Annotated in this window: 27 protein-coding genes; 1 reads left to right on the top strand and 26 read right to left on the bottom strand. The window is 47.0% G+C overall.

Translation table 11 applies throughout. The features are described from left to right. Positions 1 to 64: 64 nt before the first annotated feature. From MKY41_RS13840 to metG, 16 genes are all read right to left on the bottom strand, one after another. Complete coding sequence (locus MKY41_RS13840; protein WP_340745563.1) at positions 65 to 295, bottom strand: anti-sigma-F factor Fin; 231 nt, start codon at positions 293 to 295, stop codon at positions 65 to 67. Between the two features lie 259 nt (positions 296 to 554). Then, positions 555 to 1,115 (bottom strand): aminoacyl-tRNA hydrolase, encoded by a 561-nt coding sequence (gene pth / locus MKY41_RS13845; RefSeq protein ID WP_340745564.1) that lies wholly within the window; start codon positions 1,113 to 1,115, stop codon positions 555 to 557. Between the two features lie 86 nt (positions 1,116 to 1,201). Then, positions 1,202 to 1,834: a 50S ribosomal protein L25/general stress protein Ctc gene (locus MKY41_RS13850; protein ID WP_340745565.1), complete on the bottom strand. Its 633-nt coding sequence runs from the start codon at positions 1,832 to 1,834 to the stop codon at positions 1,202 to 1,204. A gap of 182 nt (positions 1,835 to 2,016) precedes the next feature. Then, the gene (locus MKY41_RS13855) at positions 2,017 to 2,976 is read right to left on the bottom strand and encodes a ribose-phosphate diphosphokinase (RefSeq protein WP_340745566.1); all 960 of its coding nucleotides are present in this window, start codon (positions 2,974 to 2,976) and stop codon (positions 2,017 to 2,019) included. Further along, positions 2,969 to 4,366, bottom strand: coding sequence for a bifunctional UDP-N-acetylglucosamine diphosphorylase/glucosamine-1-phosphate N-acetyltransferase GlmU (glmU, locus tag MKY41_RS13860; RefSeq protein ID WP_340745567.1), 1,398 nt, complete (start codon positions 4,364 to 4,366; stop codon positions 2,969 to 2,971). The genes MKY41_RS13855 and glmU overlap by 8 nt, the downstream gene beginning before the upstream one ends. A gap of 315 nt (positions 4,367 to 4,681) precedes the next feature. After that, a complete protein-coding gene (gene spoVG / locus MKY41_RS13865; RefSeq protein ID WP_340745568.1) occupies positions 4,682 to 4,966 on the bottom strand; it encodes a septation regulator SpoVG in 285 nt (94 codons plus the stop codon). A 195-nt stretch (positions 4,967 to 5,161) separates the two neighbouring features. Continuing rightward, on the bottom strand, positions 5,162 to 5,536 hold the full coding sequence (locus MKY41_RS13870; RefSeq protein WP_340745569.1) for a RidA family protein: 375 nt from the start codon (positions 5,534 to 5,536) through the stop codon (positions 5,162 to 5,164). A gap of 2 nt (positions 5,537 to 5,538) precedes the next feature. Beyond that, a complete protein-coding gene (gene purR / locus MKY41_RS13875; protein WP_340745570.1) occupies positions 5,539 to 6,366 on the bottom strand; it encodes a pur operon repressor in 828 nt (275 codons plus the stop codon). Between the two features lie 56 nt (positions 6,367 to 6,422). Further along, positions 6,423 to 7,289: a 4-(cytidine 5'-diphospho)-2-C-methyl-D-erythritol kinase gene (gene ispE / locus MKY41_RS13880; protein ID WP_340745571.1), complete on the bottom strand. Its 867-nt coding sequence runs from the start codon at positions 7,287 to 7,289 to the stop codon at positions 6,423 to 6,425. 633 nt (positions 7,290 to 7,922) lie between these two features. Beyond that, on the bottom strand, positions 7,923 to 8,108 hold the full coding sequence (locus MKY41_RS13885) for a small, acid-soluble spore protein, alpha/beta type (protein ID WP_340745572.1): 186 nt from the start codon (positions 8,106 to 8,108) through the stop codon (positions 7,923 to 7,925). 134 nt (positions 8,109 to 8,242) lie between these two features. Further along, positions 8,243 to 8,509 (bottom strand): biofilm formation stimulator Veg, encoded by a 267-nt coding sequence (gene veg / locus MKY41_RS13890; RefSeq protein WP_041072475.1) that lies wholly within the window; start codon positions 8,507 to 8,509, stop codon positions 8,243 to 8,245. A 122-nt stretch (positions 8,510 to 8,631) separates the two neighbouring features. Continuing rightward, on the bottom strand, positions 8,632 to 9,546 hold the full coding sequence (gene rsmA, locus MKY41_RS13895; RefSeq protein ID WP_340745573.1) for a 16S rRNA (adenine(1518)-N(6)/adenine(1519)-N(6))-dimethyltransferase RsmA: 915 nt from the start codon (positions 9,544 to 9,546) through the stop codon (positions 8,632 to 8,634). After that, positions 9,543 to 10,100 carry a ribonuclease M5 gene (rnmV, locus tag MKY41_RS13900; protein ID WP_340745710.1) on the bottom strand — a complete coding sequence of 186 codons (558 nt, stop codon included), beginning with the start codon at positions 10,098 to 10,100 and terminating at the stop codon, positions 9,543 to 9,545. Before rnmV ends, rsmA begins: the two co-directional genes overlap by 4 nt. Positions 10,101 to 10,260: 160 nt before the next feature. After that, positions 10,261 to 11,481, bottom strand: a complete 1,221-nt coding sequence (locus MKY41_RS13905) for a ubiquitin-like domain-containing protein (protein WP_340745574.1) — start codon at positions 11,479 to 11,481, stop codon at positions 10,261 to 10,263. Between the two features lie 309 nt (positions 11,482 to 11,790). Continuing rightward, positions 11,791 to 12,558, bottom strand: a complete 768-nt coding sequence (locus tag MKY41_RS13910) for a TatD family hydrolase (protein WP_340745575.1) — start codon at positions 12,556 to 12,558, stop codon at positions 11,791 to 11,793. Between the two features lie 188 nt (positions 12,559 to 12,746). Beyond that, positions 12,747 to 14,708 carry a methionine--tRNA ligase gene (gene metG / locus MKY41_RS13915; protein ID WP_340745576.1) on the bottom strand — a complete coding sequence of 654 codons (1,962 nt, stop codon included), beginning with the start codon at positions 14,706 to 14,708 and terminating at the stop codon, positions 12,747 to 12,749. A 384-nt stretch (positions 14,709 to 15,092) separates the two neighbouring features. On the opposite strand from metG, the gene MKY41_RS13920 reads away from it, so the two are divergent. After that, the gene (locus MKY41_RS13920; protein ID WP_340745577.1) at positions 15,093 to 15,371 is read left to right on the top strand and encodes an AbrB/MazE/SpoVT family DNA-binding domain-containing protein; all 279 of its coding nucleotides are present in this window, start codon (positions 15,093 to 15,095) and stop codon (positions 15,369 to 15,371) included. 50 nt (positions 15,372 to 15,421) lie between these two features. Here the strand turns inward: MKY41_RS13920 and rsmI are convergent, their stop codons facing one another. The 10 genes from rsmI to MKY41_RS13970 form a co-directional block, all read right to left on the bottom strand. After that, a complete protein-coding gene (rsmI, locus tag MKY41_RS13925) occupies positions 15,422 to 16,312 on the bottom strand; it encodes a 16S rRNA (cytidine(1402)-2'-O)-methyltransferase (RefSeq protein ID WP_340745578.1) in 891 nt (296 codons plus the stop codon). Continuing rightward, the gene (locus tag MKY41_RS13930; protein ID WP_340745579.1) at positions 16,290 to 16,577 is read right to left on the bottom strand and encodes a GIY-YIG nuclease family protein; all 288 of its coding nucleotides are present in this window, start codon (positions 16,575 to 16,577) and stop codon (positions 16,290 to 16,292) included. The genes rsmI and MKY41_RS13930 overlap by 23 nt, the downstream gene beginning before the upstream one ends. After that, on the bottom strand, positions 16,561 to 17,301 hold the full coding sequence (locus MKY41_RS13935; RefSeq protein ID WP_445683337.1) for a tRNA1(Val) (adenine(37)-N6)-methyltransferase: 741 nt from the start codon (positions 17,299 to 17,301) through the stop codon (positions 16,561 to 16,563). The genes MKY41_RS13930 and MKY41_RS13935 overlap by 17 nt, the downstream gene beginning before the upstream one ends. 182 nt (positions 17,302 to 17,483) lie before the next feature. Further along, a complete protein-coding gene (yabA, locus tag MKY41_RS13940; RefSeq protein ID WP_340745581.1) occupies positions 17,484 to 17,843 on the bottom strand; it encodes a DNA replication initiation control protein YabA in 360 nt (119 codons plus the stop codon). 13 nt (positions 17,844 to 17,856) lie between these two features. Then, the gene (locus MKY41_RS13945; RefSeq protein ID WP_340745582.1) at positions 17,857 to 18,684 is read right to left on the bottom strand and encodes a PSP1 domain-containing protein; all 828 of its coding nucleotides are present in this window, start codon (positions 18,682 to 18,684) and stop codon (positions 17,857 to 17,859) included. Then, positions 18,677 to 19,681, bottom strand: coding sequence for a DNA polymerase III subunit delta' (holB, locus tag MKY41_RS13950; RefSeq protein WP_340745583.1), 1,005 nt, complete (start codon positions 19,679 to 19,681; stop codon positions 18,677 to 18,679). Before holB ends, MKY41_RS13945 begins: the two co-directional genes overlap by 8 nt. Positions 19,682 to 19,730: 49 nt before the next feature. Then, complete coding sequence (locus MKY41_RS13955) at positions 19,731 to 20,171, bottom strand: YaaR family protein (protein WP_340745584.1); 441 nt, start codon at positions 20,169 to 20,171, stop codon at positions 19,731 to 19,733. A 19-nt stretch (positions 20,172 to 20,190) separates the two neighbouring features. After that, on the bottom strand, positions 20,191 to 20,520 hold the full coding sequence (locus MKY41_RS13960; RefSeq protein WP_041072449.1) for a cyclic-di-AMP receptor: 330 nt from the start codon (positions 20,518 to 20,520) through the stop codon (positions 20,191 to 20,193). Positions 20,521 to 20,571: 51 nt separating this feature from the next. Next, positions 20,572 to 21,204, bottom strand: a complete 633-nt coding sequence (tmk, locus tag MKY41_RS13965; RefSeq protein ID WP_340745585.1) for a dTMP kinase — start codon at positions 21,202 to 21,204, stop codon at positions 20,572 to 20,574. Then, positions 21,204 to 22,640: an aminotransferase class I/II-fold pyridoxal phosphate-dependent enzyme gene (locus MKY41_RS13970; protein WP_340745586.1), complete on the bottom strand. Its 1,437-nt coding sequence runs from the start codon at positions 22,638 to 22,640 to the stop codon at positions 21,204 to 21,206. The genes tmk and MKY41_RS13970 overlap by 1 nt, the downstream gene beginning before the upstream one ends. Between the last annotated feature and the right edge of the window lie 601 nt (positions 22,641 to 23,241).

The following is a 23,241-nucleotide window of genomic DNA, read 5'->3' on the forward strand; positions in this document are numbered from 1 at the left end:
TCAGCCATCTGTATAGAAAAAACAGAAAAAGCTTTGCACGCCGCGAAGCGCCAAAGCATACTTCCTATTGAAGCCATTTCTGGAGCGAATAATAATCCGGGAAGTTCCGGAGCGATTGTTCACATTGTTCACAAATGCAGCGCACCGTTAAATTTCCATCCTTCTCATACACCAGGAACCGTTCTTCTTCACTCTCATCCAATTTCTGTAGGTACTGAACGGTCTCTTTGACGGAATCGAACGGGATTGTGCCGATTTCATTGTCACAGTGACGGCAAGTATAACGGATTCCCATTATAGGATATCGCCCCTTTTTCCAAAAGTATAGGCGAAGCCGGGCAAATTTATTCCTCGGGAATCCAATCCATTTACAAATCGAACAGTGAAGGGTTCAATTTACCGCTCTGCGCACTTTACAGAAATTAAGACATCCTGTCATCTTATGCCGCCAAACGCTTCGCTTTTTGAAGCAAAAGCATTTCTTCGTAATAGCTTTCATTCCAAGCAACTGGAGTTACCAAGCACAAATCATTTGTTCGTTCTATATAGATACTTTAATTGAATTCATTCATAACTTCAAGGAACGGTTTAGTTAGCCATGCCTCGCAGGCAGCTGCACTTTTTTGCACCATCTGCCCCATGACAGGCTGTTCTTCCTTGCTAAATGAGGAAAGCACATAATCGGCCACTTTCATGCCGGATGAAGGCCGATCGATTCCCACCCGGATTCGATTGAAGCCATCTGTCCCTAAATGTGCAATCAAGGATTTCATTCCGTTATGTCCACCTGCACTCCCTTTTTGCCGCAGACGGATCGTACCCGGCGACAAGTCAAGGTCATCATAGATGACAACGATTTCTTCGGGCGTAATATCATAATAATCCATTAACGGCCGGACACATTCCCCCGACAGATTCATATAAGTCAAGGGTTTCACAAGCATCACTTTTCCCTCGGGCCGGTGGATGATCGTGTACATTCCATTGAATTTGGTTTGCATGACCGGAGCAGGTCCCCATCGATCCGCCAGTTCATCAATGACATGAAAGCCGATATTATGGCGGGTCTTTTCGTATTGCTTACCCGGATTACCGAGGCCTATTATCATTTTCATACTTTCCTCTTCCTTTTCCAGTTGCTGAAGCCGGCTCATTCAAAACAGAAAACGAGCGCACGGAATTCCGTGCGCCGTCGTATCGATTACGCTTCGTCTTTTTCCCCGATCACTTCAGGCTCTGCGTCCGTCGATTCTGTTTCCCCTTCTAGGGCGTCCAGTTCTGCCTCTGTACGTGGAGCCGAAATGGTGACGAGTGCATGATCGTCTTCATTTAAAATTTCAAATCGGGAGTCTTTCCGGAGATCTGCGACTGTGATCGTATCTCCGATCTCCAACTCAGAAATGTCGATATCGAAGGTTTCTGGGATTTCGGAAGGCTTCACCCGAATGGTGATTTCCCGGTTCGGTTGTTGCAGAACGCCTCCCTCTTTTTCCCCTTTCGATTGACCTGTCAAATTGATTGTCACTTCGACGTCAAGTTCCTCAGTCATGTTAATGGCCAGGAAATCGGCATGGCGGATATCGCCTTTTAACACATCAGCTTGATAATCGTTCAGAACGACGTTCAGTTTCCGTCCATCCACTTGCAGATTGATGACACCATTACGTCCTGTGACACGCAGTGTATTCAACAGGTCGCGTTCCTTCACGGCAATCGGAGTAGATTCAGTGTTATAACCATAGACGACTGCTGGAACATAGCCGTCTTTTCTTAGTTGTGTAAGTGTTGATTGTTTCGCTGATTCTCTCATTTCAGACTGGATTGTTGTACTCATCGTTTAGTCACCTTTCTTGTAAAAAGTTTATCCTAACTCAGAAATACCCAATGGCAGACGACATGAAACAAATTGCTATCAATCAAATACGCCTAGGCGTAATCAGATCCAAATTTTGAATTGAACTTGAAGCTTGTACAAAGATGGAGTCTTCCGTGAATAAAGGTCAAAAACCATTTCGATTACTCGAATAATGTGCTGACTGATTTCTCCTCAAACACACGAATAATTGCGTCACCCAAAAGTTTGGCGATGGATAGTTTGACAATTTTCGGAGATTCTTTCGTCTCCGGAAGTTCGATTGTATTCGTAATCACCAGTTCTTTGATCTGGGAATTGTTAATACGCTCGATGGCAGGTCCTGACAAAACAGGGTGTGTACAACAAGCATACACTTCTTTTGCACCGTTTTCGATTAAAGCGCTCGCTGCAATCGTAATAGTGCCTGCTGTATCGATGATATCATCGATCAGGATAGCTGTTTTCCCTTCGACATTCCCGACGATGTTCATCACTTCGGCAACATTCGGACGAGGACGACGCTTGTCGATAATGGCGATCGGTGACTTCAGGCGATCCGCCATTTTCCGCGCGCGTGTCACGCCACCGTGGTCTGGCGAAACAATGACAAGCTCATCGCCTTTCAACCCTTTTCCGCGGAAATATTCCGTCAAGATCGGTTCTGCGACGAGGTGGTCAATCGGCATGTCGAAGAACCCTTGGATTTGCGGCGCGTGCAAGTCGATGGCAATCGCACGGTTGGCGCCTGCTGTTTCGAGCAGGTCCGCAACCAACTTCGCAGTGATCGGCTCACGTGGACGCGCTTTCCGGTCCTGGCGTGCATATCCGTAATAAGGCATGACTACATTAATTGTACGAGCAGACGCACGTTTTAACGCATCTACCATGATCAGGAGTTCCATCAAATTTTCATTGACAGGGTCCGATGTCGGCTGGATGACGAAGACGTCGCAACCGCGGATACTTTCTTCGATATTGATTTGGACTTCTCCATCGCTGAAACGTTTGACGGAGCTTTTGCCCAATGGGCGTCCAATCTCCTCTGCCACTTCTCTCGCTAGTGGTTCGTTGGCATTCAAAGAAAATATCTTCAATTTATCGTTTGGATAATGATTAGCCATTATGGGGGCCCCCTGTTTTTTGAGTTTGATTTAGTTTTGTTGCATATCCTTCTTTATTCTCCTGGCGTGCGCGTCCGATTGCAAGTGAATTTTCTGGTACATTTTCAGTAATAGTGGAACCGGCTGCCACGTACGACCCCTTTCCAACCGTCACCGGTGCAATCAAATTAGAGTTGCAACCAACAAATGCGTCATCCTCAATCGTAGTGACATACTTGTTTTTGCCGTCATAATTCACCGTAATGGTTCCACAGCCGATATTGACATTCGTCCCGACCTTGGCATCGCCGATATAGCTAAGGTGGGAGGCTTTGCTGCCATTGCCGAAAGCTGTTTTCTTCACTTCGACGAAGTTGCCGATTTTCACCTGGTCGCCGAGGTCGGATGCCGGGCGGATATGGGCGAACGGACCGACGGATGTAGAGGATCCGACGCGGCTTTCCATAACGACGGACGAGTGGATGGTTGTCCCGTCGCCAATTTGGCTATCCACGATTTGGCTATTCGGTCCGATGATGCAGTTTTCTCCAATGACCGTTTTACCCTCGATCATCGTACCCGGCTGCAATACCGTGTCGCGTCCAATTTCAGCGTCCGCACTAATATAGACGTTCGTCGGGTCGATGATTGTTACCCCTTGGCGCATATGGTTCACCGCAATTCGTCGACGCATGACCTTCTCTGCCTCCGCCAAGGCGACCCGGTCATTCACTCCTAGCGATTCGCTGAAATCATCTGTCACATAGGCGGACACCAAGGCGCCTTCCGATTGCAGAATGCCGACGACATCCGGCAAGTAGTATTCACCTTGCGCATTGTCATTCTTCACTTTTTTCAAGGTTTCAAACAGTGCCCGATTATCGAAGCAATAGGTGCCGGTGTTGATTTCCGTGATGCGCTGTTGTTCAGGCGTTGCATCCTTCTGCTCGACATTGCCCAGTACTTGGCCATTTTCCCCACGGATAATACGGCCATAGCCTGTCGGGTCATCTGCGTGAGCCGTCAGGATGGTCGCTTTGGCGCCGGATTCATTATGATGGGCGATAAGCGCCTCCATCGTCTCCGAACGGATCAACGGCGTATCTCCGCAAACGACAAGTGTAGTACCTTCCAAGTTGCCAAGTAGGCTCTCCGCCTGCTGGACAGCATGGGCGGTCCCCAACTGCTCTTCTTGCAATGCGTATTCACTTTTATTTCCAAGCCGTTCTTCCACTGCTTCAGCTCCATGGCCCACGATGGTCACAATCTGCTTCGCGCCAAATCCCCGGATATGGTCGATCACGTGTTCCACCATCGGTTTTCCGCAAACGGGATGGAGCACTTTATATAAAGCGGACTTCATCCGTGTACCTTGCCCCGCAGCGAGGACAATGGCATATGTATTATTCATGTAGTAGCCTCCAACAATTAGGAGATGTTAGAATCCCCGTGAATGTTTTCATTATTGACTATAGCGGAAAAAAAGGTTTTTTTCAACCGCGCCCCCTTGACAAGCCCTACCTAATCTTTTACTATATTATATCTTTTCTAAGAGGCTTGATTTTCAAAGGGCACTCCAAAATGGAAAGCCCGGAAATCAGGGGGTCCGGGCTTTCTGTTCAATCAAATCTAAAATTCATCCTCGTATATAAAGTAGGGACTTTGGCAATTTAATTTAAAAACTGCCCTTTTTCAAAGGCAGTCCGGCACATCATTCAGGTATTTTTCAAACCCCCGCGCCTTCGAGCACTTCCTCTTCGGCAGATAGATGGTAGGCGGCCAACACGGCATCCTGCACTTTCGTACGAGCTTCCGAATTAATCGGATGCGCCACGTCACGGAATTCCCCATCCGGCGTCCGCTTGCTCGGCATCGCAACAAATAATCCTTCATTCCCATCGATCACACGGATGTCGTGGACGACGAACTCGTCATCCAGTGTAATGGACGCAATCGCCCGCATCCTTCCGTCTGTTTCCACCTTACGCAATCTAACATCTGTCACTTCCATTTCCTCACCACTCCTTTTGTCTTTACAGCGCTTGACGTCTATATTCCACAAAAGTAACCGTTTTCCTTTTTTAAAAATAAAATTATTCCAACATTTGAACAGGACGTAAGGTTTAGGTGTTATAGTTCACTTTTATGTAATGAAATGGAAACAGGGAGAGCGGTTGTAAACCGCTCTCCCTGTTTCCCTATATTATTATCCTGCTACTGCAATGACTTCAATTTCCACTTTTACGTCTTTCGGCAAACGTGCCACTTCGACAGTCGAACGTGCCGGTGTGTGGGAACCAAAATGTTTGGCATATACCTCATTCAAAGCCGCAAATTCGTCCATGTCCTTAATGAAGACTGTCGCTTTTACGACCTTTTCCAAAGAGGAGCCAGCCTCTTCCAAAACCGCTTTCAAGTTGGCAAACACTTGATCCGTCTGCTCCACGATTGTTCCTTCCACTAACTCCCCATTCGGCAGTAGGGGAATTTGTCCGGATGTATAGATAAAACCGTTCACGGCCACCGCTTGTGCATACGGGCCGATCGCTTTTGGTGCTTGTTCTGTCGCTACGTATTTCATTCTTATTTTCCACCTCTCGTAAAGTAATTGCCTTCCGCTAATTCGATTGTTCTTTCCCTTTCATTCACGGCGTGGAGCTTGATAAGGGACAGATAATCATCAATCAAGATCTCCTCTGGGTATTCCGCTTCCACGAGCACGGCCGCCCCTGCCAATTCACAGCCGAACTCTTCCAACAGATTTTTCATCCCGATCATCGTGCCGCCTGCTTTCATGAAATCATCGGTGATAAGCACCTTTTGGCCGCTTTGCATACTTCTTTTCGACAAGACCATCGTCTGGATGCGTCGGGTGGAACCGGACACATAGTTGATACTCACCGTCGACCCTTCTGTCACTTTGCTATCACGACGGACAACGACAACCGGGACGTTCAAATGCCGAGCAATGGCGTGGGCGATTGGAATGCCTTTCGTGGCGACCGTCATGATCACATCGATTTCCTTGTCCGCAAAAGCCGAAGCGAACACTTTGCCGATCCGGTCGATGATTTGCGGATTTCCAAGAAGGTCGGTCATGAATAAATAACCGCCCGGCAGCAATCGGTCGGATTGTCCCAGTTTGTCGATCAACTCGTCAATTAATTCGCGAACGCCTTCTTCCGAAGCTTGGGGAATGAATTTCACGCCCCCCGCCGCACCAGAAACGGTCAACAACTTACCTACCCCTTTTTCCTCAAATGTTTCTTTCACTATGGTCAAATCCTCACTGATTGATGATTTAGCCGCATGATAACGCTCCGAGAAAAAAGTGAGTGGAATGAGTTGATGTGGATGTTCCAGTAGATGACGCGTCATATCCACGAGCCGTTCGCTCCTTTTCCACTTCATCAAACCATCTCCTAAAACCGAATGTTTTAATCGTACATTACCACAAATGTACGGGTTCAATCAAGAATAGTACGGGAGCCGACCATCCGAACGGCGTAAACTTCCGAACAGAACCCTTTCAGTCCATTATAGATGCGGGATACCCTGGACTCTTGCTTGACCAACCCAAAAACTGTCGGTCCGCTGCCGCTCATCAGTACCGCATCCGCTCCGAACTTGATCATATGCTCTTTCAATCCGGCAACCTGCGGATATAAATTCATAGTGACCGGTTCGAGCACATTCCCTACCGATTGGCACATCTTCTCATAATCGCCGGTTTCCAAAGCGGCGATCATTCCTTGCGTATCCGGGTGAACGATGGTGGACGTATTCAGATTCCCATAAATGTCTCCCGTCGATACCGAAATGGATGGCTTCGCCAGAATGACCCAACATTTCGGGGGAACGGGCAAGTTTTCAATCTGTTCGCCACGCCCCGTCGCCAGAGCGGTTCCTCCATAGACGCAAAAGGAGACATCTGATCCGATTTTGGCTCCCAACCGGGCAAGCTCATCGCCCGGGACACCTAACTTCCAAAGCCGGTTCAACCCCCGTAACGTAGCAGCGGCATCGGAGCTGCCTCCTGCCAATCCGGCAGCGACGGGGATGCTCTTTTCAAGTGTGATTTCCACCCCATCCGAGATGCCGTATTCACGACGCAACAGCTCGGCTGCTTGATAAGCCAAGTTTTTCCGATCGCTCGGGACATACCTCTCGGATGATTTGATCACAATTCGCCCGTCATCCGACGGACGGAGCCATACCCGGTCAGCGAGATCGACGGTCGTCATCACCATCTCCACCTCATGAAAACCGTCCGGCCGTTTATAGAGGACATCAAGTGTCAAATTAATCTTCGCCGGCGCCTTTTCATATATCATCCCGCTTCCCTCCACTTCAGCAAATTGATTAATCCTATTTTACCATAGGGATAATTATTGCGTTGCATAATACGTACCATAATCCGAGATAGTTTTTTAGGATTAAGTCTGAGCTCGATCAGCGATGGAGTTTATGAAAAAACGGGCGCCGGATAGGTGATTTCTGAGCGTCCTTTGAAGTTGATAGCAATCGTATGGAAATCAGTGGTTCTTGAGTTATGAGCAGTCACGCAAAAGTATCGATGCTTCTCACGAGTTATCGTCAGTCCCACAAGAGTATCAACGCTTCTCACGAGTTATAAGCAGTCCCACAAAAATATCAGCGCTTCTCACGAGTTATCAGCAGTCCCACAAAAATATCAGCGCTCCTCACGAGTTATCAGCAGTTCCACAAGAGTATCAGCACTTCTCACGAGTTATCAGCAGTTCCACAAGAGTATCAGCGCTTCTCACGAGTTATCAGCAGTCTCACAAAAATATCAGCACTTCTCACGAGTTATCAGCAGTTCCACAAGAGTATCAGCCCTTCCAATTATTAAACGCAGCCCCAGAGGCACACGAAAAAAGCTGCATCCAGGCGGAATCGCCCGAATGCAGCTTTTTGGTGTCAGCCTCTATTTGGATCCAGGGAGCTTACTGCGGTCGATTGCCTTGAGACACGCCTCTTTCCGCCATTTCAATCGCACGTTTCACCATGTTACCAGCGTCACGCGATTTGATGCCACCCCAACCTTCGCGTTGAACAACATCGTAAAATCCAAGTTCCTTCGCAATTTCTTCCTTCAGTTGCTCAGACATTACAGATCTTCTTCTCGCCATTCGGTTTTCCTCCTTTTCGGCTGACAATTGTAGTATGGTGATAAAATTAAAAAAACACCTATGTAATTTATTCCGCATCAGGCAGATTACATAGGTGTTCTTTTAAAAAATGATTTACATCATGAATGCTGTAATTATTTGACGCTGAATGCTGTGGAGTCCGAGCCATCAAGGATCGTAATTTCCACCGCTTCGGTCAAAATGTCCGCGTAGCTGTAAGATACCCGTTCAAACGCGTTTTCGTCCTGGTCCAATTCGACAACGAATACGGCACGATACGTCTCACGCAGTACCCCCGCCCGCTCAATCGTCTTCTTTCGACCCCCGTTTGCTTTTAAATGCAAACGTTTCCCGAGATGGGAATCCAATGACTTCTTAATATCCGCTAATGTTTTTGGCATGTCGCTTACACCTCACTATGTATAAGCATAACACATTTAAAACTTTCTGTCAATTAAAACAAACATTTTAACAATTGGACATTACCTTTGTCAATCATTTTCTTCTATTTCAAGGAAATTTTTTAAAGATTTTCAGTTGTCCCTGTGGAAGACTTTGGAATATAAAAGTCCTCATACAGAGCATTCGACAGCATTGCAAATTCTTCGATTGTCAAAGTTTCCCCGCGCCGACCCGGATCCAATCCAATCTGTTCGAATGCCTGGAGAATCAAATCCTTTTTCGCCTTCCCGTCCGGCAAAGCTGATTGTAAATTATTGAAAATCGTTTTTCGACGTTGTGCAAACGACCCTCTCGACACTTCAAAAAGGAAGCCTTCATCTCTTACTTCCGCCGGGACTTTTTCCTTCCGGGTTAATTTCAAAACAGCGGATTCCACGTTCGGCTGCGGCATGAATACCGTCTTCGGCACAATCATGGCCACGTCAGCATCCATATAATACTGGATGGCGATGGAAAGTGAACCGTATGACTTCGTTCCGGGCAAGGCGGTGATTCGGTCTGCCACTTCCTTCTGCATCATGATGACCATAGCGGAGATGGGAACTCTCTCGAGCAGGAACCTCATAATGATCGGCGTGGTGATATAGTAAGGCAAATTGGCGACGACTACCACGTCCTCATAATCAGCAAATTGCTCTTCCATCACCTTTCCCAGATTGGCATCCAAGATATCCTGATGGAGAATCGTGACATTGTCATAAGGAGAAAGCGTATCTTGCAACACAGGCAACAACCGACCGTCGATTTCAAACGCGACTACCTTCCCCGCACTCCTGGCGAGGTGCTCCGTCAACGCACCAATGCCCGGACCAATTTCAATGACCCCCGTCTTCTCCGTAAGCTCGGCATGGGACACGATATTACGTAGCACGTTGGGGTCGATCAAAAAATTTTGCCCCAAGCTTTTTTTGAATGAAAACCCGTGTTTCTCCAGAATTTCCTTTGTCCTGACTGGAGTAGCGATATCTTTCTTCATCTTGATTCCTCCTCGTCGAGAACCCGGATTGCTTCTTCCAACTTAGCATATCCGATTCTGAACATTTCAAGTCTCTTTTTCAGGCCTTTGCCGTTCACTTGCCCAATCTGCAGGATTTCGCTTAATCGGTCCCGCCGTCTTTTTGCATCCGGATGGCCGATCAGCCGAGCTGCCAGCAGATCTGCGGGCTTGAATTCCACGGCGGGAGATGTGTCCACGGTATAGACAGCTCGCAACGCTTCCCGGATCGCCTCATCGTCTGCATGCTCAATGCCGAGCCCTTTGCCATTTTTCGCAATGGTTTGCTGTTTATTCAAAAAGGCGTGCTTGACGCCGGGAATTTGCTCTTCAATGATGGCACGGATGCGCCGGCCGGGATAGTCGGGATCTGTAAAGACAATTACTCCCCGTTTTTCCTGGGCATGCCGAATCCGCCGAAGGGTGTTGTCGTCTATTGCGGACCCGTTCGTCTCGATGGTGTCTGCGCCTGTCGCGCGTTGGACAGCAATAGTGTCTGACTTCCCTTCCACCACAACGATTTCTTTGACGTTCACAATGTTCCTCTTTTCCATTCATTTGTCCCCATTTTACTCTGCCCTCTGTACATTGTACAGAATCCGGATTTTTTCCATCCCATTCCAAGTCCTTGAACTTCCCTGTAACATGAAATAACCGCAGGGCCTTTTTCCAGCCCTACGGATAATGGGAATGAGATCAGTCTATGATTTTGACTTTCACTTGGCGTTTGCCGAATTTGTACGCTTCCGAAGTGGAAGGTACGTGAAGATCGATCTTTCTTCCTTTAATGGCGCCACCTGTATCACCTGCAATGGCATATCCGTATCCTTCCACCCAAACTTTCGAACCGAGCGGGATGACGGATGGATCCACCGCAATCACTTTCAGATTTGGATTGGCACGCAAATTGATACCCGTGCGTGTAATTCCTGTGCAGCCATTGCAATGGGCAGTATAGGCAGTTGCGGTGACGTAAAACTCTTTACCGCCGGCCGCCGAGTCATTCCGGGAAACGGCTCTCGTCGGAGTCACTGCGCTAGCGACTGCCTTTTTCGTACCGACTGCCACGATTTTCTTTTGCGGTTCCTTGAGGGTTGTTTCCTGCACTACTTTACGGGAGACGACTTTTCCGTTTTCTTTCACAATCTCGAACTTCCGGGAAACCTTGCCTTTCTCCCCCTGTTGAATGACTTTTTCCCGTCCTTTCAACAATTTTGGATCATTGCGTGTTTCCACTGCGAAGTTCGCCGGTTCTTCCACTACATCGGTGACCTTTTCCACTCGTACGACTTCTACAATAGAACCGGGCTTCAGTACGCCATCCGCCTTTCTATTCAATCGGTCGTCTTCATTCAATTGAATGTTCTCTCTCTTTAAAAAGTCAGCGACCGTAGTCGAAGTTGACCATACGTTCCGTTTCTCTCCCCCGTCGTTGAGCGCCACTTGGAACGCCTTTTCGACAGTAATCTGATTGTCATCCCCAAACTGCTCATGGAGATCAGGCGTGACGACGTCATGTTCGGAAATTTCGATGCCCGCCGCTTTGAGGACATCTCCTACCTTATCTTCCCGAGTCCAAATCTTCTTCGTATCCTGTTCTACCTGTATCGCAACTTGCTTTGACTGTTCCCACCGGATCGACAAACCTTTTTCGATCGGTGTATTCACTGAGGGTGTTACTAAATCATGTGGGGACACTTCAAAATCCTGCTCGGAAAGAAGTTTCCCCACTGTATGTGCATGTGTTTTAATTTCCATTTCTTCACCGTCCACATGTAACGTGACCGGTTTTTTCGTCCCTTCAAACAGGACAAGTGCCATAATAGTAACAAATAATGTGAGGGACACGACGCCCACCGCTATTTGTTTACTCCTCAATGATTTAAAGAACAGATTTTCCACGGTGTCATTTGACATGTAAAAAACTCCTCCTTCATCACTCGGCTGATTATATAGGTTCCTTTTTCACGTGTCAACCCATTGAACCTCTAACTAGGATCGTAGAGGAAGAACCGATATAGGCAAAGTATGGAAGGTTTTTGGGTTTTAACCGATATCCAAACTCGCGAAAGTGATAGGATAAATACTAGATTTTTCGCCACTCAGCGGGAATTCAAAACGCGACCGAATAGCTGTTCTTAGGTCCAGGTCGCCCTCTTGGAACAACGCTTGAGTGACCTGTACCTTGTTGGACTCAAGCGCAATTCAAAATCTGGCGTAATGGTTTCACTTCATTCCAAATAGTTTCATGGCATTCTCGGTTGTCCGCTGTGCCACTTCTTCTACTGGTAATTCTTTGAGCCTTGCAATTTCTTCCGCTACTAAGGCGACTAAAGCAGGTTCGTTCCGTTTTCCTCGGTGCGGATGGGGCGCTAGGTAAGGTGCATCCGTTTCTATCAACAAATGATCGAGGGAAATCTCCGTGGCAACTTCTTTCGGCGTTTTGGCATTTTTGAATGTCACCGGTCCACCGAGAGATATCATGAAGTTCATATTTATGCATTCTCTCGCAGTTTCGACGCTGCCGCCGAAACAATGCATGATGCCGCCTGTTTTTTCAGCCTCTTCTTCTTTCAAAATCCGGACGACATCTCCCGTCGCATCACGATTATGGATGATGATCGGCAAATTCACCCGCTGCGCCAGGCGAATCTGTTTCCTGAATAATTCCTGTTGGACATCTTTCGGCGATTTATCCCAATAATAATCCAAACCGGTTTCCCCGATTCCGACAACTTTTGGATGTTTGGCCAGCGACTCGATCCACTCCAGGTCCTCCTCTGTGCAATCAATCGCATCAACGGGATGCCAACCGACTACGGCATAGATGAAAGGATAGGCTTCCGCCAACTCCATCGCTTTGTTGATCGTCTTCGTATCGAAACCGACGACGATCATCTTTTTGACATCTGCTTCCAATGCCCGCTCGATCACTTCTTCGACATCTTCCTCGTATTGGTCTGCATTTAAATGGACATGTGTATCAATTAACATCATTTTCGCCTCACAGTATCTCTATCTTAGTCGTTGGATGAATGACATTCATCACATTTTGTTTACAATTAGATTACAGAGCAACGTAAAATGCAAATAAAACGAAAACGGCGTTACTCGGAAGAACGCCGTTTTCGTTATTTTTATTTAGCCCTAACTATATACATTTCCGCAGTATGACGGAGCTTTTATTTCACTTGTGCCCCATTTTCGAGCCCCGGTGGCACTGTCGCTAGTTTCAACACGCCGTCCGATTTGCCGGCGAGGATCATCCCTTGGGAAAGTTCACCCCGTAATTTGACCGGCTTCAAATTCGCCACGACGATTACTTGCTCCCCGATTAAGGATTCTGGTTCATAATGTTCCGCAATACCGGACACCACTTGTCGTTGTTCATATCCGAGATCCAGTTGCAGCTTAAGCAATTTGTCGGCTTTCGGAATTTTGACGCATTCCGTGACGGTGGCGATTCGGAGATCGACTTTCATGAAATCATCGATTGTGATTTCTTCCGTTTCCGGCACTTCCTGTTCTTGTTTCTCTGTCTTTTGTTCCGCTGGCGCTGTTATGGCCATCTGATCGCGGATATAGACAATTTCGATGTCCGGATCGAGACGTGGGAAGATCGGAACGCCTTTTTCGACAACTTTCGTATGTTTCGGAATGGCATTGGCGTCACCGAGCGTCGACCAAGCGAGCAAGGATTCATCCAAGCCAAGCTGTTCGATGATTTTTTTCGGCGCTTCCGTCATGAACGGCTGCAACAATACTGCAATTTGGCGAAGGGAAGAAGCGAGATGGGCCATGACCGATGCCAATTTCCCCTGATCTGCCTCTTCTTTTGCCAACACCCATGGCGCTGTTTCGTCAATATATTTGTTCGTCCGGGAAACGAGCGTCCAAAGTTCCGATAACACGACGCTAAACTGCATATTCTCCATCGCAACTTCATAGTTCTTGATTGTTTTATCGATGAATTCCGTCAAGCTTCCGTCAAATTCCGTTGACTCCAAGCCTTCTGTCGGAATTTCTCCATCGAAGTATTTATTGATCATGGATACCGTACGATTCAAAAGGTTTCCGAGGTCATTCGCCAAATCATAATTCGTGCGTTCAATGAAAGACTCCGGAGAGAACACGCCGTCTTGTCCGAAAGGCAACTCGCGCAATAGGAAATAGCGTGTCGCATCCAATCCATACCGTTCTACGAGCATTTCCGGATAAACGACATTCCCTTTCGACTTGGACATTTTTCCGTCTTTCATCATGATGAATCCGTGCGCAAACACTTTTTTCGGTAATGGCAGGTCAAGTGCCATAAGGAAAATCGGCCAGTAAATCGTATGGAAGCGGACAATATCTTTTCCGACAACATGGACATCCGCCGGCCAATATTTACGGAAGAGGGAATCATCATCCGAACGATATCCGAGTGATGTAATATAGTTCGTCAACGCATCGACCCATACATAAATGACATGTTTCGGGTCACCTGGCACCCGGATTCCCCAATCAAACGACATGCGGGAAACCGACAAATCCTCAAGCCCCGGTTTTATGAAGTTATTGATCATTTCGTTTTTACGCGATTCCGGTTCGATAAACGTCGGATTCTCTTCATAGAACTGCAACAGTCGATCCGCATACTTTTTCATGTTGAAAAAGTATGATTCTTCCTTCACCTTTTGAACCGGGCGTCCGCAATCCGGGCAATTTCCATCTTCCAACTGCCCTTCCGTGAAATACGATTCACAAGGCGTACAGTACCAACCTTCATACTCACCTTTATAAATGTCGCCATTATCGAGAAAAGTCTGGAAAATCTTCTCGACCGCTTGCTTATGACGATCCTCCGTCGTACGGATGAAATCATCGTATGAAATATCCATGAGCTTCCATACTTTTTTGGCAGTCTCTGCAATTCCATCTACATATTGCTGTGGCGGCAATCCCACTTCCTCCGCCTTCTCTTGGATTTTTTGACCATGCTCGTCCATGCCTGTCAAAAAGCGGACATCATAGCCGCGTAGTCTTTTATATCTAGCCATTGCATCGGAAGCAACAGTTGTATATGCCGTTCCGATATGGAATTTTCCGCTCGGGTAATAAATCGGCGTCGTAATGTAAAATGTCTTATCTTGTCCAGTCACGAATATTCCTCCAGTTTTATATAGGGTGAAATCTGCACTCCCCCTACCCGACTCAGTCGAATAAACCGCATCAGGAGGCTAGGCTTCCCAATCGGCTGGAATGCTATAATTTCCTTCATTTCTCTGATCCCTTCCATTATAACCATTCTAACGAAAGGAGGAAGCTGATACAATCAATTTCCTTTTTCCCAAGGTTCTATCCCTTTTTCCATTGCTTTCGTAAAATACTTTCCATAATATAACTTAATAGATTCCCTAATTTTATATCTTAAAATCAAGGAAAATAATTTGACGGTAAATGGTAGCATTGGTATGATAAGATACAGACAAGAGAATAATGTCGAATTTTGACGAAAATAAACTGTATTGGAAGGAGATCTTGTCATGAAATCTACCGGTATCGTAAGAAAGGTCGATGAGCTGGGACGCGTAGTAATCCCTATCGAATTGCGTCGTACACTCGGTATCGCGCAAAAAGATGCTCTCGAAATCTATGTGGATGATGATAGAATCATACTGAAGAAATACATGCCTAATATGACTTGTTCCATTACTGGCGATGTATCCGACGACAATATGCGTCTCATCGATGGTAAATTAATTCTAAGTCCAAAAGGCGCAGAACAGCTAATGAAAGAAATTGAAGAGCATTTGAAAAAATAATATTACAATAGTAATTATCCAGACCGAGCTTTCGATCTGGATTTTTTGAATCAACTTGGTTGTTCCTCGTCAATATGGAATGCCTTATAAACCTCCCGTCGATTCATACCCCGTTCATTCGCTACTTGCCGAATGGCCTCCTTGGAACGGATCCCTTCCTTTTCGATCACTTCATTGACATGATCTCGTATGGACATTTCTGCCCACCACACCACTTGTTCCTCTTCTTCGGTGCCATTTTCGTTGCCTTCCACGACAATACAAAATTCTCCTCTGACTTCATGGGTATCAGCCCATTGAATTGCCTCTTCGAGCGATCCCCTGAGGAATTCCTCAAATCGTTTCGTCAACTCCCGAGCGAGCACCACTTTCCGATCTTTCCCGAGCTCCTCCGACATAGCCTGCAACGTCTCTTTTAACCGATGAGGGGCTTCATATAAAAGGATTGTTTCCTGCCGCCGTTTTAAGCTATCCAATTGTACCTTACGCTCTTTCTTTTGGCGTGATAAAAAACCAAAGAACAGAAATGGCTGCGGCGCAAGACCAGAAGCCACAAGCGCACTAATTGCCGCGTTTGCTCCCGGGATAGGCACAACAGCAAATCCAGCATGCAATGCCTTTGCCACGATATCCGCTCCCGGATCCGAAATACAGGGCATGCCGGCATCGCTGACGACTGCGACCGATTTGCCTTCTTCCAGCAGCGTCAAAATCTTTTCTCCCCCGCTTTCCGTATTATGCTCATGGTAGCTCATCAAAGGCGTCTTTATCTCAAAATGATTACAGAGGCGAATCGTGTTCCGCGTATCCTCCGCGGCAATGCGGTCAACTTCTTGCAGCGTCCGAATCGCCCGAAAGGTCATATCCTCCAAATTTCCGATCGGTGTCCCGACCAAATAGAGCTTTCCACCATCCGGCTCAGCGCTCTTTTGCGATTTCATCCCGTTCTCCATCCTTTCTGATATACCGCTCTTTTGCTTCCCGCTTCAATTGTTTGAATCGATATTCGGCCTGCATCGCTTCCCGTTTCGTCTCATAGGCTTTGCTGTAAATACAGCGCACCGGTTTCCGGGCCCTCGTGTATTTTGCCCCTCTGCCTTCATTATGGACACGCACCCGTCTGTCCAAATTATTCGTATAACCGGCGTAATAAGAGCCGTCCCTACACTCCAACACATAAAAGATATGCTCATTGTCCGGTTCCATAGAGGAGTTCCCTCACTTCCTCGGTATATTCCCCTTGTGCGTCATAGACGAAGAGAGGCGGCAGGACTTTCAAATCTGGTTTTCCGTCCTTGATTCCTTCAATTAGAAGGGTGTTCGCTTCTTTCCCTTCCTTCGGATAAACGAATCGGATCCGTTTCGGTTCCAGGCGATTGGCACGCATCGCGGTCACGATATCTAGAAGACGTCCGGGACGATGGACGAAGGCAGCCTTTCCTCCTTGCTTCAATAATTCGCTTGCAGATTGGACCGCTTGCTCTAATGTCAGTTTGATTTCATGCCGGGCAATGGCGATATGTTCCTTCAGATTTTTGTCGCTGGCCTCCAATGCCGGGAAATAGGGAGGATTGCACGTAACCGTATCATATTTCTCATAGCCGATTTGCGAAGCGATGCCGATCACGTCTTCATTCAATACGCGTATCTGCTGCTCCAGACCGTTGTACCGGATACTCCGCCATGCCATATGCGCCAGCCGCTCCTGCAATTCGACAGCAAAGATTTCGGCTTTCGTCCGAGCGCTTAGAAAAAGGGGAATCGCCCCATTTCCCGCACAGAGATCTACAATTTTCCCCGAACGAATCGGTACATATGCAAATTTCGCCAGCAGCACTGCATCCAACGAAAAGGAAAACACCGAGGGGCTTTGGATAATCCGTAAATCCTCCGCCAATAAATAATCGAGCCTTTCATCACCTTGCAAAATATCATCCACTACCCGTTCCTCCTATGCCATGTTGTCCTGCTGCATATTCCAATTTTCTCTTTAAATAAAAGGGCTTTTCTTCCCGTTGGCATCTAAGTCCTACTGAATCCTAAGTGTAAACACCGCAACGTGGGAAAGCAATTAGAAAAGCCGACCCTTTGGCTGACAAGGATCGGCTTCGCTCATACATGCTGCTTATTCAAAAACGAGAGACAGAAAAGACAATCTTCACCTTTGCGGCTGCTTCCATAGTGGACATTGCAAACGTGGAAGCCTTCATTATACAAGCGTGCGAGGTTATCGACACCTTCGCCTACATCCGCCGCTTGCGGTTTCTTTTTTTGCTTCGGGCTTTTGGAAGCCTGTACCTGTCCGTCCATTTCTTCAAGCCGCTCTCGCAGATGATGGTTTTCGAGTTGAAGTGAATGGTTTTCTTCCGTCATCTGCGCGACAAATCCTATCAATTCGCGGAATTGCTTTTGCATGGATTCCAGCTGTTGCTCGAATTCCATGATTCTGTCGAGAAAATTCCCTTCTTTCAACTGCCCCACCTCATCATTTCATCAATTGCACCACATCTTTTGCAGACTCCGCGACTTCCATCATCGTATATTCGACGACTTGGTTCCGCTCGTTCAAACTGACTTGAAGAATATGCTCCAAGAGATTCAGCCCGACGACTTTTCCGGGACCATCCGGTGTCTGGATAGCTGTTCCGATATCCGGCATCAATGCTTTTGCTTCTTCATACTCATCATTCTCATACTTCAAGCAACACATGAGACGACCACATAAACCGGAAATTTTGGATGGATTGAGCGAAAGGTTCTGGTCTTTTGCCATTTTGATAGAAACCGGTTCAAAATCGCCAAGGAACGTCGAGCAGCAGAGCATTCTGCCACAAGGACCGATTCCCCCCAGCATTTTAGCTTCATCCCGGACACCAATCTGACGCAGCTCAATGCGCGTTCTGAAGATAGAAGCCAAATCTTTGACGAGGTTACGGAAATCGACCCTTCCCTCCGCCGTAAAATAAAATACGATTTTATTCCGATCGAATGTGTATTCCACATCGACAAGTTTCATATCAAGTTTATGCTCCTCGATCTTCCCTTGTCCGGTATGAAAAGCACGTTCCGCTTCTTCCCGATTTTCCATCACCTGTTCGATATCCTCCGCTTGTGCTGGCCGGATAATCTTCTTGAGAGGCAAGACAACATCGTTCTCTTCGACTTCTTTCAAACGGCTTGCCACTTTACCATACTCCACACCCCGGGCGGTCTCCACGATGACATAATCCCCTACGTTCAAATCATAATCCAGAGGATCGAAAAAATATATTTTACCCGCATTTTTAAAGCGGACTCCTATTACTTTATACAACAAGTAACCCCTCCTGCATGCTGAGCACCAATTGCTCCATTAGAAGCGTACGATTCATATTACTGTGCAGTTTTTTCTTCGCCTGCAAAATAGCATCCATGACTGAAGAAAGCTGGCTGAATGTAATATTCATCGAAAGACTAGTGAAGAATTGTTGCTGGTCCGGATATGCCGGCGTGGACTCCAATCCTGCCTTGTATGCCATGACATCCCGATAAGCATATAATAACAGGTCCAAGCCACGTTCGGTATCGTCCTTTTCTTTAAACAACGGTATCCATTCCGTTTGGATGAATAATAACGCTTCTTGGACATGTTTATCCGATGCTTCCACCAATTTTAACACTGTTTTTCTCATCTGTGCAAATTGATCGTCCCCGGCAAGGCGGAGGGCTTCTTCCAAATCTGCCGTTACCATAGAGACCGTAGCAGCCATCGAGGAAGTGATTTCTTTTTCTACCAGCTTCCCTATCATAGCCTCCCGGGATGGAGGTAAGAACGGGACTCGCTGGCATCTGGATTGGATTGTCGGCAGAATTGACTGGTAGGAATCCGTCAACAGGATAGCCGTCACTTCTCCTTCCGGCTCTTCCAAAAACTTCAACAATGTATTGGCGGCTGCGCTATTCATACGATCAGCACGCGAAACAATATATATTTTCCGACCTGCTTCATAACCTTTTTTAGTCATTTGAACAATCAATTCCGACATCTGCTCTTTTTTTATGTCTTGTCCGTCAGGCCGTACAAACGCAATATTTGGATGGTTTCCGGATGTCAAACGCCGACAGGAATGGCATGTTTCACATGGAACATTTTCTTTTACCTGTTGACAAAGTTGAAGCTTTGCAAAAAATATGGCCGCATCCTCTTTGCCGGTTCCTGTTTCACCGTCGAATATATACGCATGAGCAATACGGTTATTTCTATAAGAAGACTGTAAACGTTCCATGACGTTTTTTTGTTCTTCAAAGAGCCGGTCCGTCTTTTCATTCACGGAAACCACCCCCTTTCCAAAAAACGTGTTTCCCGAAAGAAACACGAGTCTACATATATAAATTGATGAGGAGCCCTTTGATTTCCCCTATTTTTGCCAAAAGATCGACGGATGTCTTTTCCTCGTCCAATAAATCCTCTGCCAATTCAATAAGCTTCTCATCGATTGTCTGGACAATTTTCAAACGGCGGCCTTCTCCGAATTGGTTCCACGTATGGGATTGTTTCAAACCCAATCCGGAATCCACCGCCTCTTTCAAAAACCGTTTGACAAGCATTTTAAATTTGGCCATATCCCGTAAATTCCGGGAACGGGCAATCCGGTCACCTACCGTAGAAATATCGCCAAGCAGCCTGGTGATTTGCTCGCCTTGCAGCCGTTGCTCCTGCTTTGTAACCATTTCACCAAAACGGGTGCCTCCCTGGGGAGTTTGCAACGGATTATTCCTTAGCTTATCGAGTCCTGCTCTATAATCACCGTTGACTTTCATTCCGATTCACCTCGGTCCATCAAAAATGATGGAATTGTTCAATTGGCAGAACGAAAACAGTTGCCCCGCCTACCGCCACTTCAACCGGATAGGGAATATAGGAGTCAGCATTCCCGCCCATGGGTGACACGGGAGCGACCATCTGATCCCTTGACCGACAGTTATCACGGATGAGTTCCAATGCTTTCGGAACAAGGCTATCTTCCGTACCGATCAGAAAAGTCGTATTGCCTGACCGAAGAAAGCCCCCCGTACTCGCCAATTTCGTCGCACGAAAGTCGTTTTTAGTCAACGCATTTGATAATCGATTACTATCCTGATCCTGTACAACTGCCACAACCAATTTCACGGTACTCTCTCCTTTTTCCGCTTTAGACTTATTATATCATGAAACCGGAATTTAAATGAGTTGGGAGTATATTAATTTCCAAACTTTTTCCGCTACTTCTTCTTCGGAAAGCGAGGCATCCACCGACCGGATCCGCTCCGGGTATCTTTGCAGCACTTGTTGATACCCTTCGTATACCGCATGATGGAATCGTAAACTTTCGTTATCCAGGCGATTTTGTTCTCGGCTTTTATTGCTCGCAATCCGGGCAAGCCCGGCTTCCGGCAGAATATCAAAAAAGATGGTCAGATCGGGCATCGTTTCTCCAATAGCAAATTTATTGATTGCCAAAACTTCCTCCATCCCTAACCCGCGGGCATGCCCTTGGTAAGCAAGCGAGCTATCGATGAACCGGTCGCATAAGACGATTTCCCCTTGTCGAAGAGCTGGCTCGATTTTTTCCACAAGATGTTGTCTCCGTGCTGCAGCATAGAGTAAAGCCTCTGTCCTTCCATCCATTTCCCCATGGTCATTATCCAAAATGATGCTTCGGATTTTTTCGGAAATCGTGATGCCACCCGGCTCCCGAGTAACGATCACTTGCCGCCCATCCGCTTTCAGCCGCTCATATACATTCGCGATAGCGGTCGTCTTCCCGGCTCCCTCCGGCCCCTCAAAAGAAATGAATATGCCACGCTGTTCCATCAGTTACCACCGTCCTTCACTACTAAGATCAGTTCATTTTCAACCTGGATGGCTCCTTGAAATCTTGCCTGTCCTATAATCAATTCGCGAAGCGATCGAATATGCCCTTCCCCGACCCTCTCTCCGCCAATCAATAGCGGAATGCCAGGAGGATACGGAATGATGGAAGCCGCAGCTACCCGGTCTTCAGCATCTTTATAGGAAATCCATTCGCTTTCTATATCAGCAAGCTCAGAAGGCAAATAGGCGAGTTGGGATACTTCTTTATGGATGGCAAGTGGTCGGACCTCTCCCCAATTTTCGGATGTCCCCGGTGCCAGTTTGGTTAAGGCTCGGTTGATTCGTTCATAAACCGTTTTCAACGAATAGGGTGCGTCTTGTTTCACTAAAGGGAGGATGAGCAATACTTGATAAAGATCAGCAAGCTCCACATAAACCCCTTCCGCATTCAAACATTGCTGAACTACAAAGCCTGAATATCCAGCAACACGCAATGTTAATTTCAAAGGATCATCCATTTTGACTGGCTGTAGGCCAGGTATGCTCTCCAATTGTTCGATAAAGGCTTGTCGTTCCTCCAAAAAATAAGCCATATCCTCGGCAGTATAGGATTCCACATAAGCACGAGCATCGTCGAGAGAGGCCATGAGAAGGTAAGAGGGGCTGCTAGATTGCAGCATATGTAAAGCATGCGCAACTCGTTCCGGATCCACCAAATCCGAACGGATATGCAGAAAAGAAGCCATCGTCATAGCAGGCAATGACTTATGCGCCGAGTGGACCACCACATCTGCACCCATCTCCAAGGCAGAACGGGGAAACGGCTCCCCAAGCACAAAATGGGCTCCGTGCGCTTCATCCACCAACACGGGAACTCCTTGGGCATGGCAAAAACGGATTATTTTTTCAAGCCCATCCTTAGCAGTTCCATAATAGGTCGGATACGTCAGAACGAGCGCCTTCGCTTCGGGGAATGAATGAAGAGCCTCTTCGATTTGTTCAACGGACACCAATCCAGGGGTCAGGACATCCTCATTCCAAGCCGGGGAAACAAAAACAGGGTGCGCCCCTGCCAATTCGATGGCATGAAAAACCGACTTATGTGCATTTCGCTGAACAATTACCGTCTGCCCTCTTCGACAAGTCGCATAAATCATCGCCAAATTTCCGACCGTCGAGCCATTGACTAGAAAAAAACTCCGCTCAGCCCCATACAAAGCCGCAAGCTTTCGCTGCGCCTTCTCGATGGCCCCGGCAGGCTCATGCAAATCATCCAAGCCTTCCAGCTCCGTGACGTCATACGACAGAGCTGCACGGAGGTCAGATGGGAGACCCGAAAGTGCGCCATTCTTATGCCCCGGCACATGGAGGGACAGTGGCTGGTTTTTATTAAATTGAATTAAAGCATCTATCAACGGCCGATCTATATGATTCATTACACATTTCACTTCCTTTCTCTTTAGTATAAAGGATAATAAGTGAAAAAACGTCTGTCGTTCTGTCCACCTGGAGATTGCCACCCGAGTTAGTGAAGATTTAGGCCATTTCATTCACCTATCCAAAGGCCGTGTTTGTTTATAAGCATGCGTTGTTTCCCCGCCCATAAACTAAAGGTCTGCGCTTATAACTTCGGGGGCCGTGTCATGGATCGAAGGCCACGCCCATAGTTACGAGGTCCACGCTCATAAGTCGGGGGGCCGTGCTCATAAGTCAGGGTTTCGCGCTCATAATTGCTAGTAAGTTTTACAGAGCCCGGACAATTGCCGATATTTCTAGGCAAGCGCTGATAACTTCCCGGAAGTGCTGATATCCTTGGACAACCGCCGATAACTTCCCGAAAATGCTGATATCCTGGAGCGACCGCTGATATCTCTAGACAACCGCTGATAACTTTTCTGGAGTGCTGATATCTTTAGACAACCGCTGATAACTCCTCTGAAGTACTGTTATAACTCCTCGACAAGGCATCATATCCCCCTGCTCGGAAAAAAGGCAATAAAAAAAGCCATCCCCCATTGGGAATGACCTGTCCGCCCG

This window comes from Sporosarcina sp. FSL W7-1349, assembly GCF_038003045.1.
In the GTDB taxonomy this organism is placed as follows: Bacteria; Bacillota; Bacilli; order Bacillales_A; family Planococcaceae; genus Sporosarcina.

Bases quoted from the DNA above. Each gene is read 5' to 3' on its own strand.
- MKY41_RS13840 (WP_340745563.1), bottom strand. From the start codon at position 295: ATGGGAATCCGTTATACTTGCCGTCACTGTGACAATGAAATCGGCACA.
- pth (WP_340745564.1), bottom strand. From the start codon at position 1,115: ATGAAAATGATAATAGGCCTCGGTAATCCGGGTAAGCAATACGAAAAG.
- MKY41_RS13850 (WP_340745565.1), bottom strand. From the start codon at position 1,834: ATGAGTACAACAATCCAGTCTGAAATGAGAGAATCAGCGAAACAATCA.
- MKY41_RS13855 (WP_340745566.1), bottom strand. From the start codon at position 2,976: ATGGCTAATCATTATCCAAACGATAAATTGAAGATATTTTCTTTGAAT.
- glmU (WP_340745567.1), bottom strand. From the start codon at position 4,366: ATGAATAATACATATGCCATTGTCCTCGCTGCGGGGCAAGGTACACGG.
- spoVG (WP_340745568.1), bottom strand. From the start codon at position 4,966: ATGGAAGTGACAGATGTTAGATTGCGTAAGGTGGAAACAGACGGAAGG.
- MKY41_RS13870 (WP_340745569.1), bottom strand. From the start codon at position 5,536: ATGAAATACGTAGCGACAGAACAAGCACCAAAAGCGATCGGCCCGTAT.
- purR (WP_340745570.1), bottom strand. From the start codon at position 6,366: ATGAAGTGGAAAAGGAGCGAACGGCTCGTGGATATGACGCGTCATCTA.
- ispE (WP_340745571.1), bottom strand. From the start codon at position 7,289: ATGATATATGAAAAGGCGCCGGCGAAGATTAATTTGACACTTGATGTC.
- MKY41_RS13885 (WP_340745572.1), bottom strand. From the start codon at position 8,108: ATGGCGAGAAGAAGATCTGTAATGTCTGAGCAACTGAAGGAAGAAATT.
- veg (WP_041072475.1), bottom strand. From the start codon at position 8,509: ATGCCAAAAACATTAGCGGATATTAAGAAGTCATTGGATTCCCATCTC.
- rsmA (WP_340745573.1), bottom strand. From the start codon at position 9,546: ATGAAGAAAGATATCGCTACTCCAGTCAGGACAAAGGAAATTCTGGAG.
- MKY41_RS13905 (WP_340745574.1), bottom strand. From the start codon at position 11,481: ATGTCAAATGACACCGTGGAAAATCTGTTCTTTAAATCATTGAGGAGT.
- MKY41_RS13910 (WP_340745575.1), bottom strand. From the start codon at position 12,558: ATGTTAATTGATACACATGTCCATTTAAATGCAGACCAATACGAGGAA.
- MKY41_RS13920 (WP_340745577.1), top strand. From the start codon at position 15,093: ATGAAATCTACCGGTATCGTAAGAAAGGTCGATGAGCTGGGACGCGTA.
- rsmI (WP_340745578.1), bottom strand. From the start codon at position 16,312: ATGAAATCGCAAAAGAGCGCTGAGCCGGATGGTGGAAAGCTCTATTTG.
- MKY41_RS13930 (WP_340745579.1), bottom strand. From the start codon at position 16,577: ATGGAACCGGACAATGAGCATATCTTTTATGTGTTGGAGTGTAGGGAC.
- MKY41_RS13955 (WP_340745584.1), bottom strand. From the start codon at position 20,171: ATGAAAGTCAACGGTGATTATAGAGCAGGACTCGATAAGCTAAGGAAT.
- tmk (WP_340745585.1), bottom strand. From the start codon at position 21,204: ATGGAACAGCGTGGCATATTCATTTCTTTTGAGGGGCCGGAGGGAGCC.
- MKY41_RS13970 (WP_340745586.1), bottom strand. From the start codon at position 22,640: ATGAATCATATAGATCGGCCGTTGATAGATGCTTTAATTCAATTTAAT.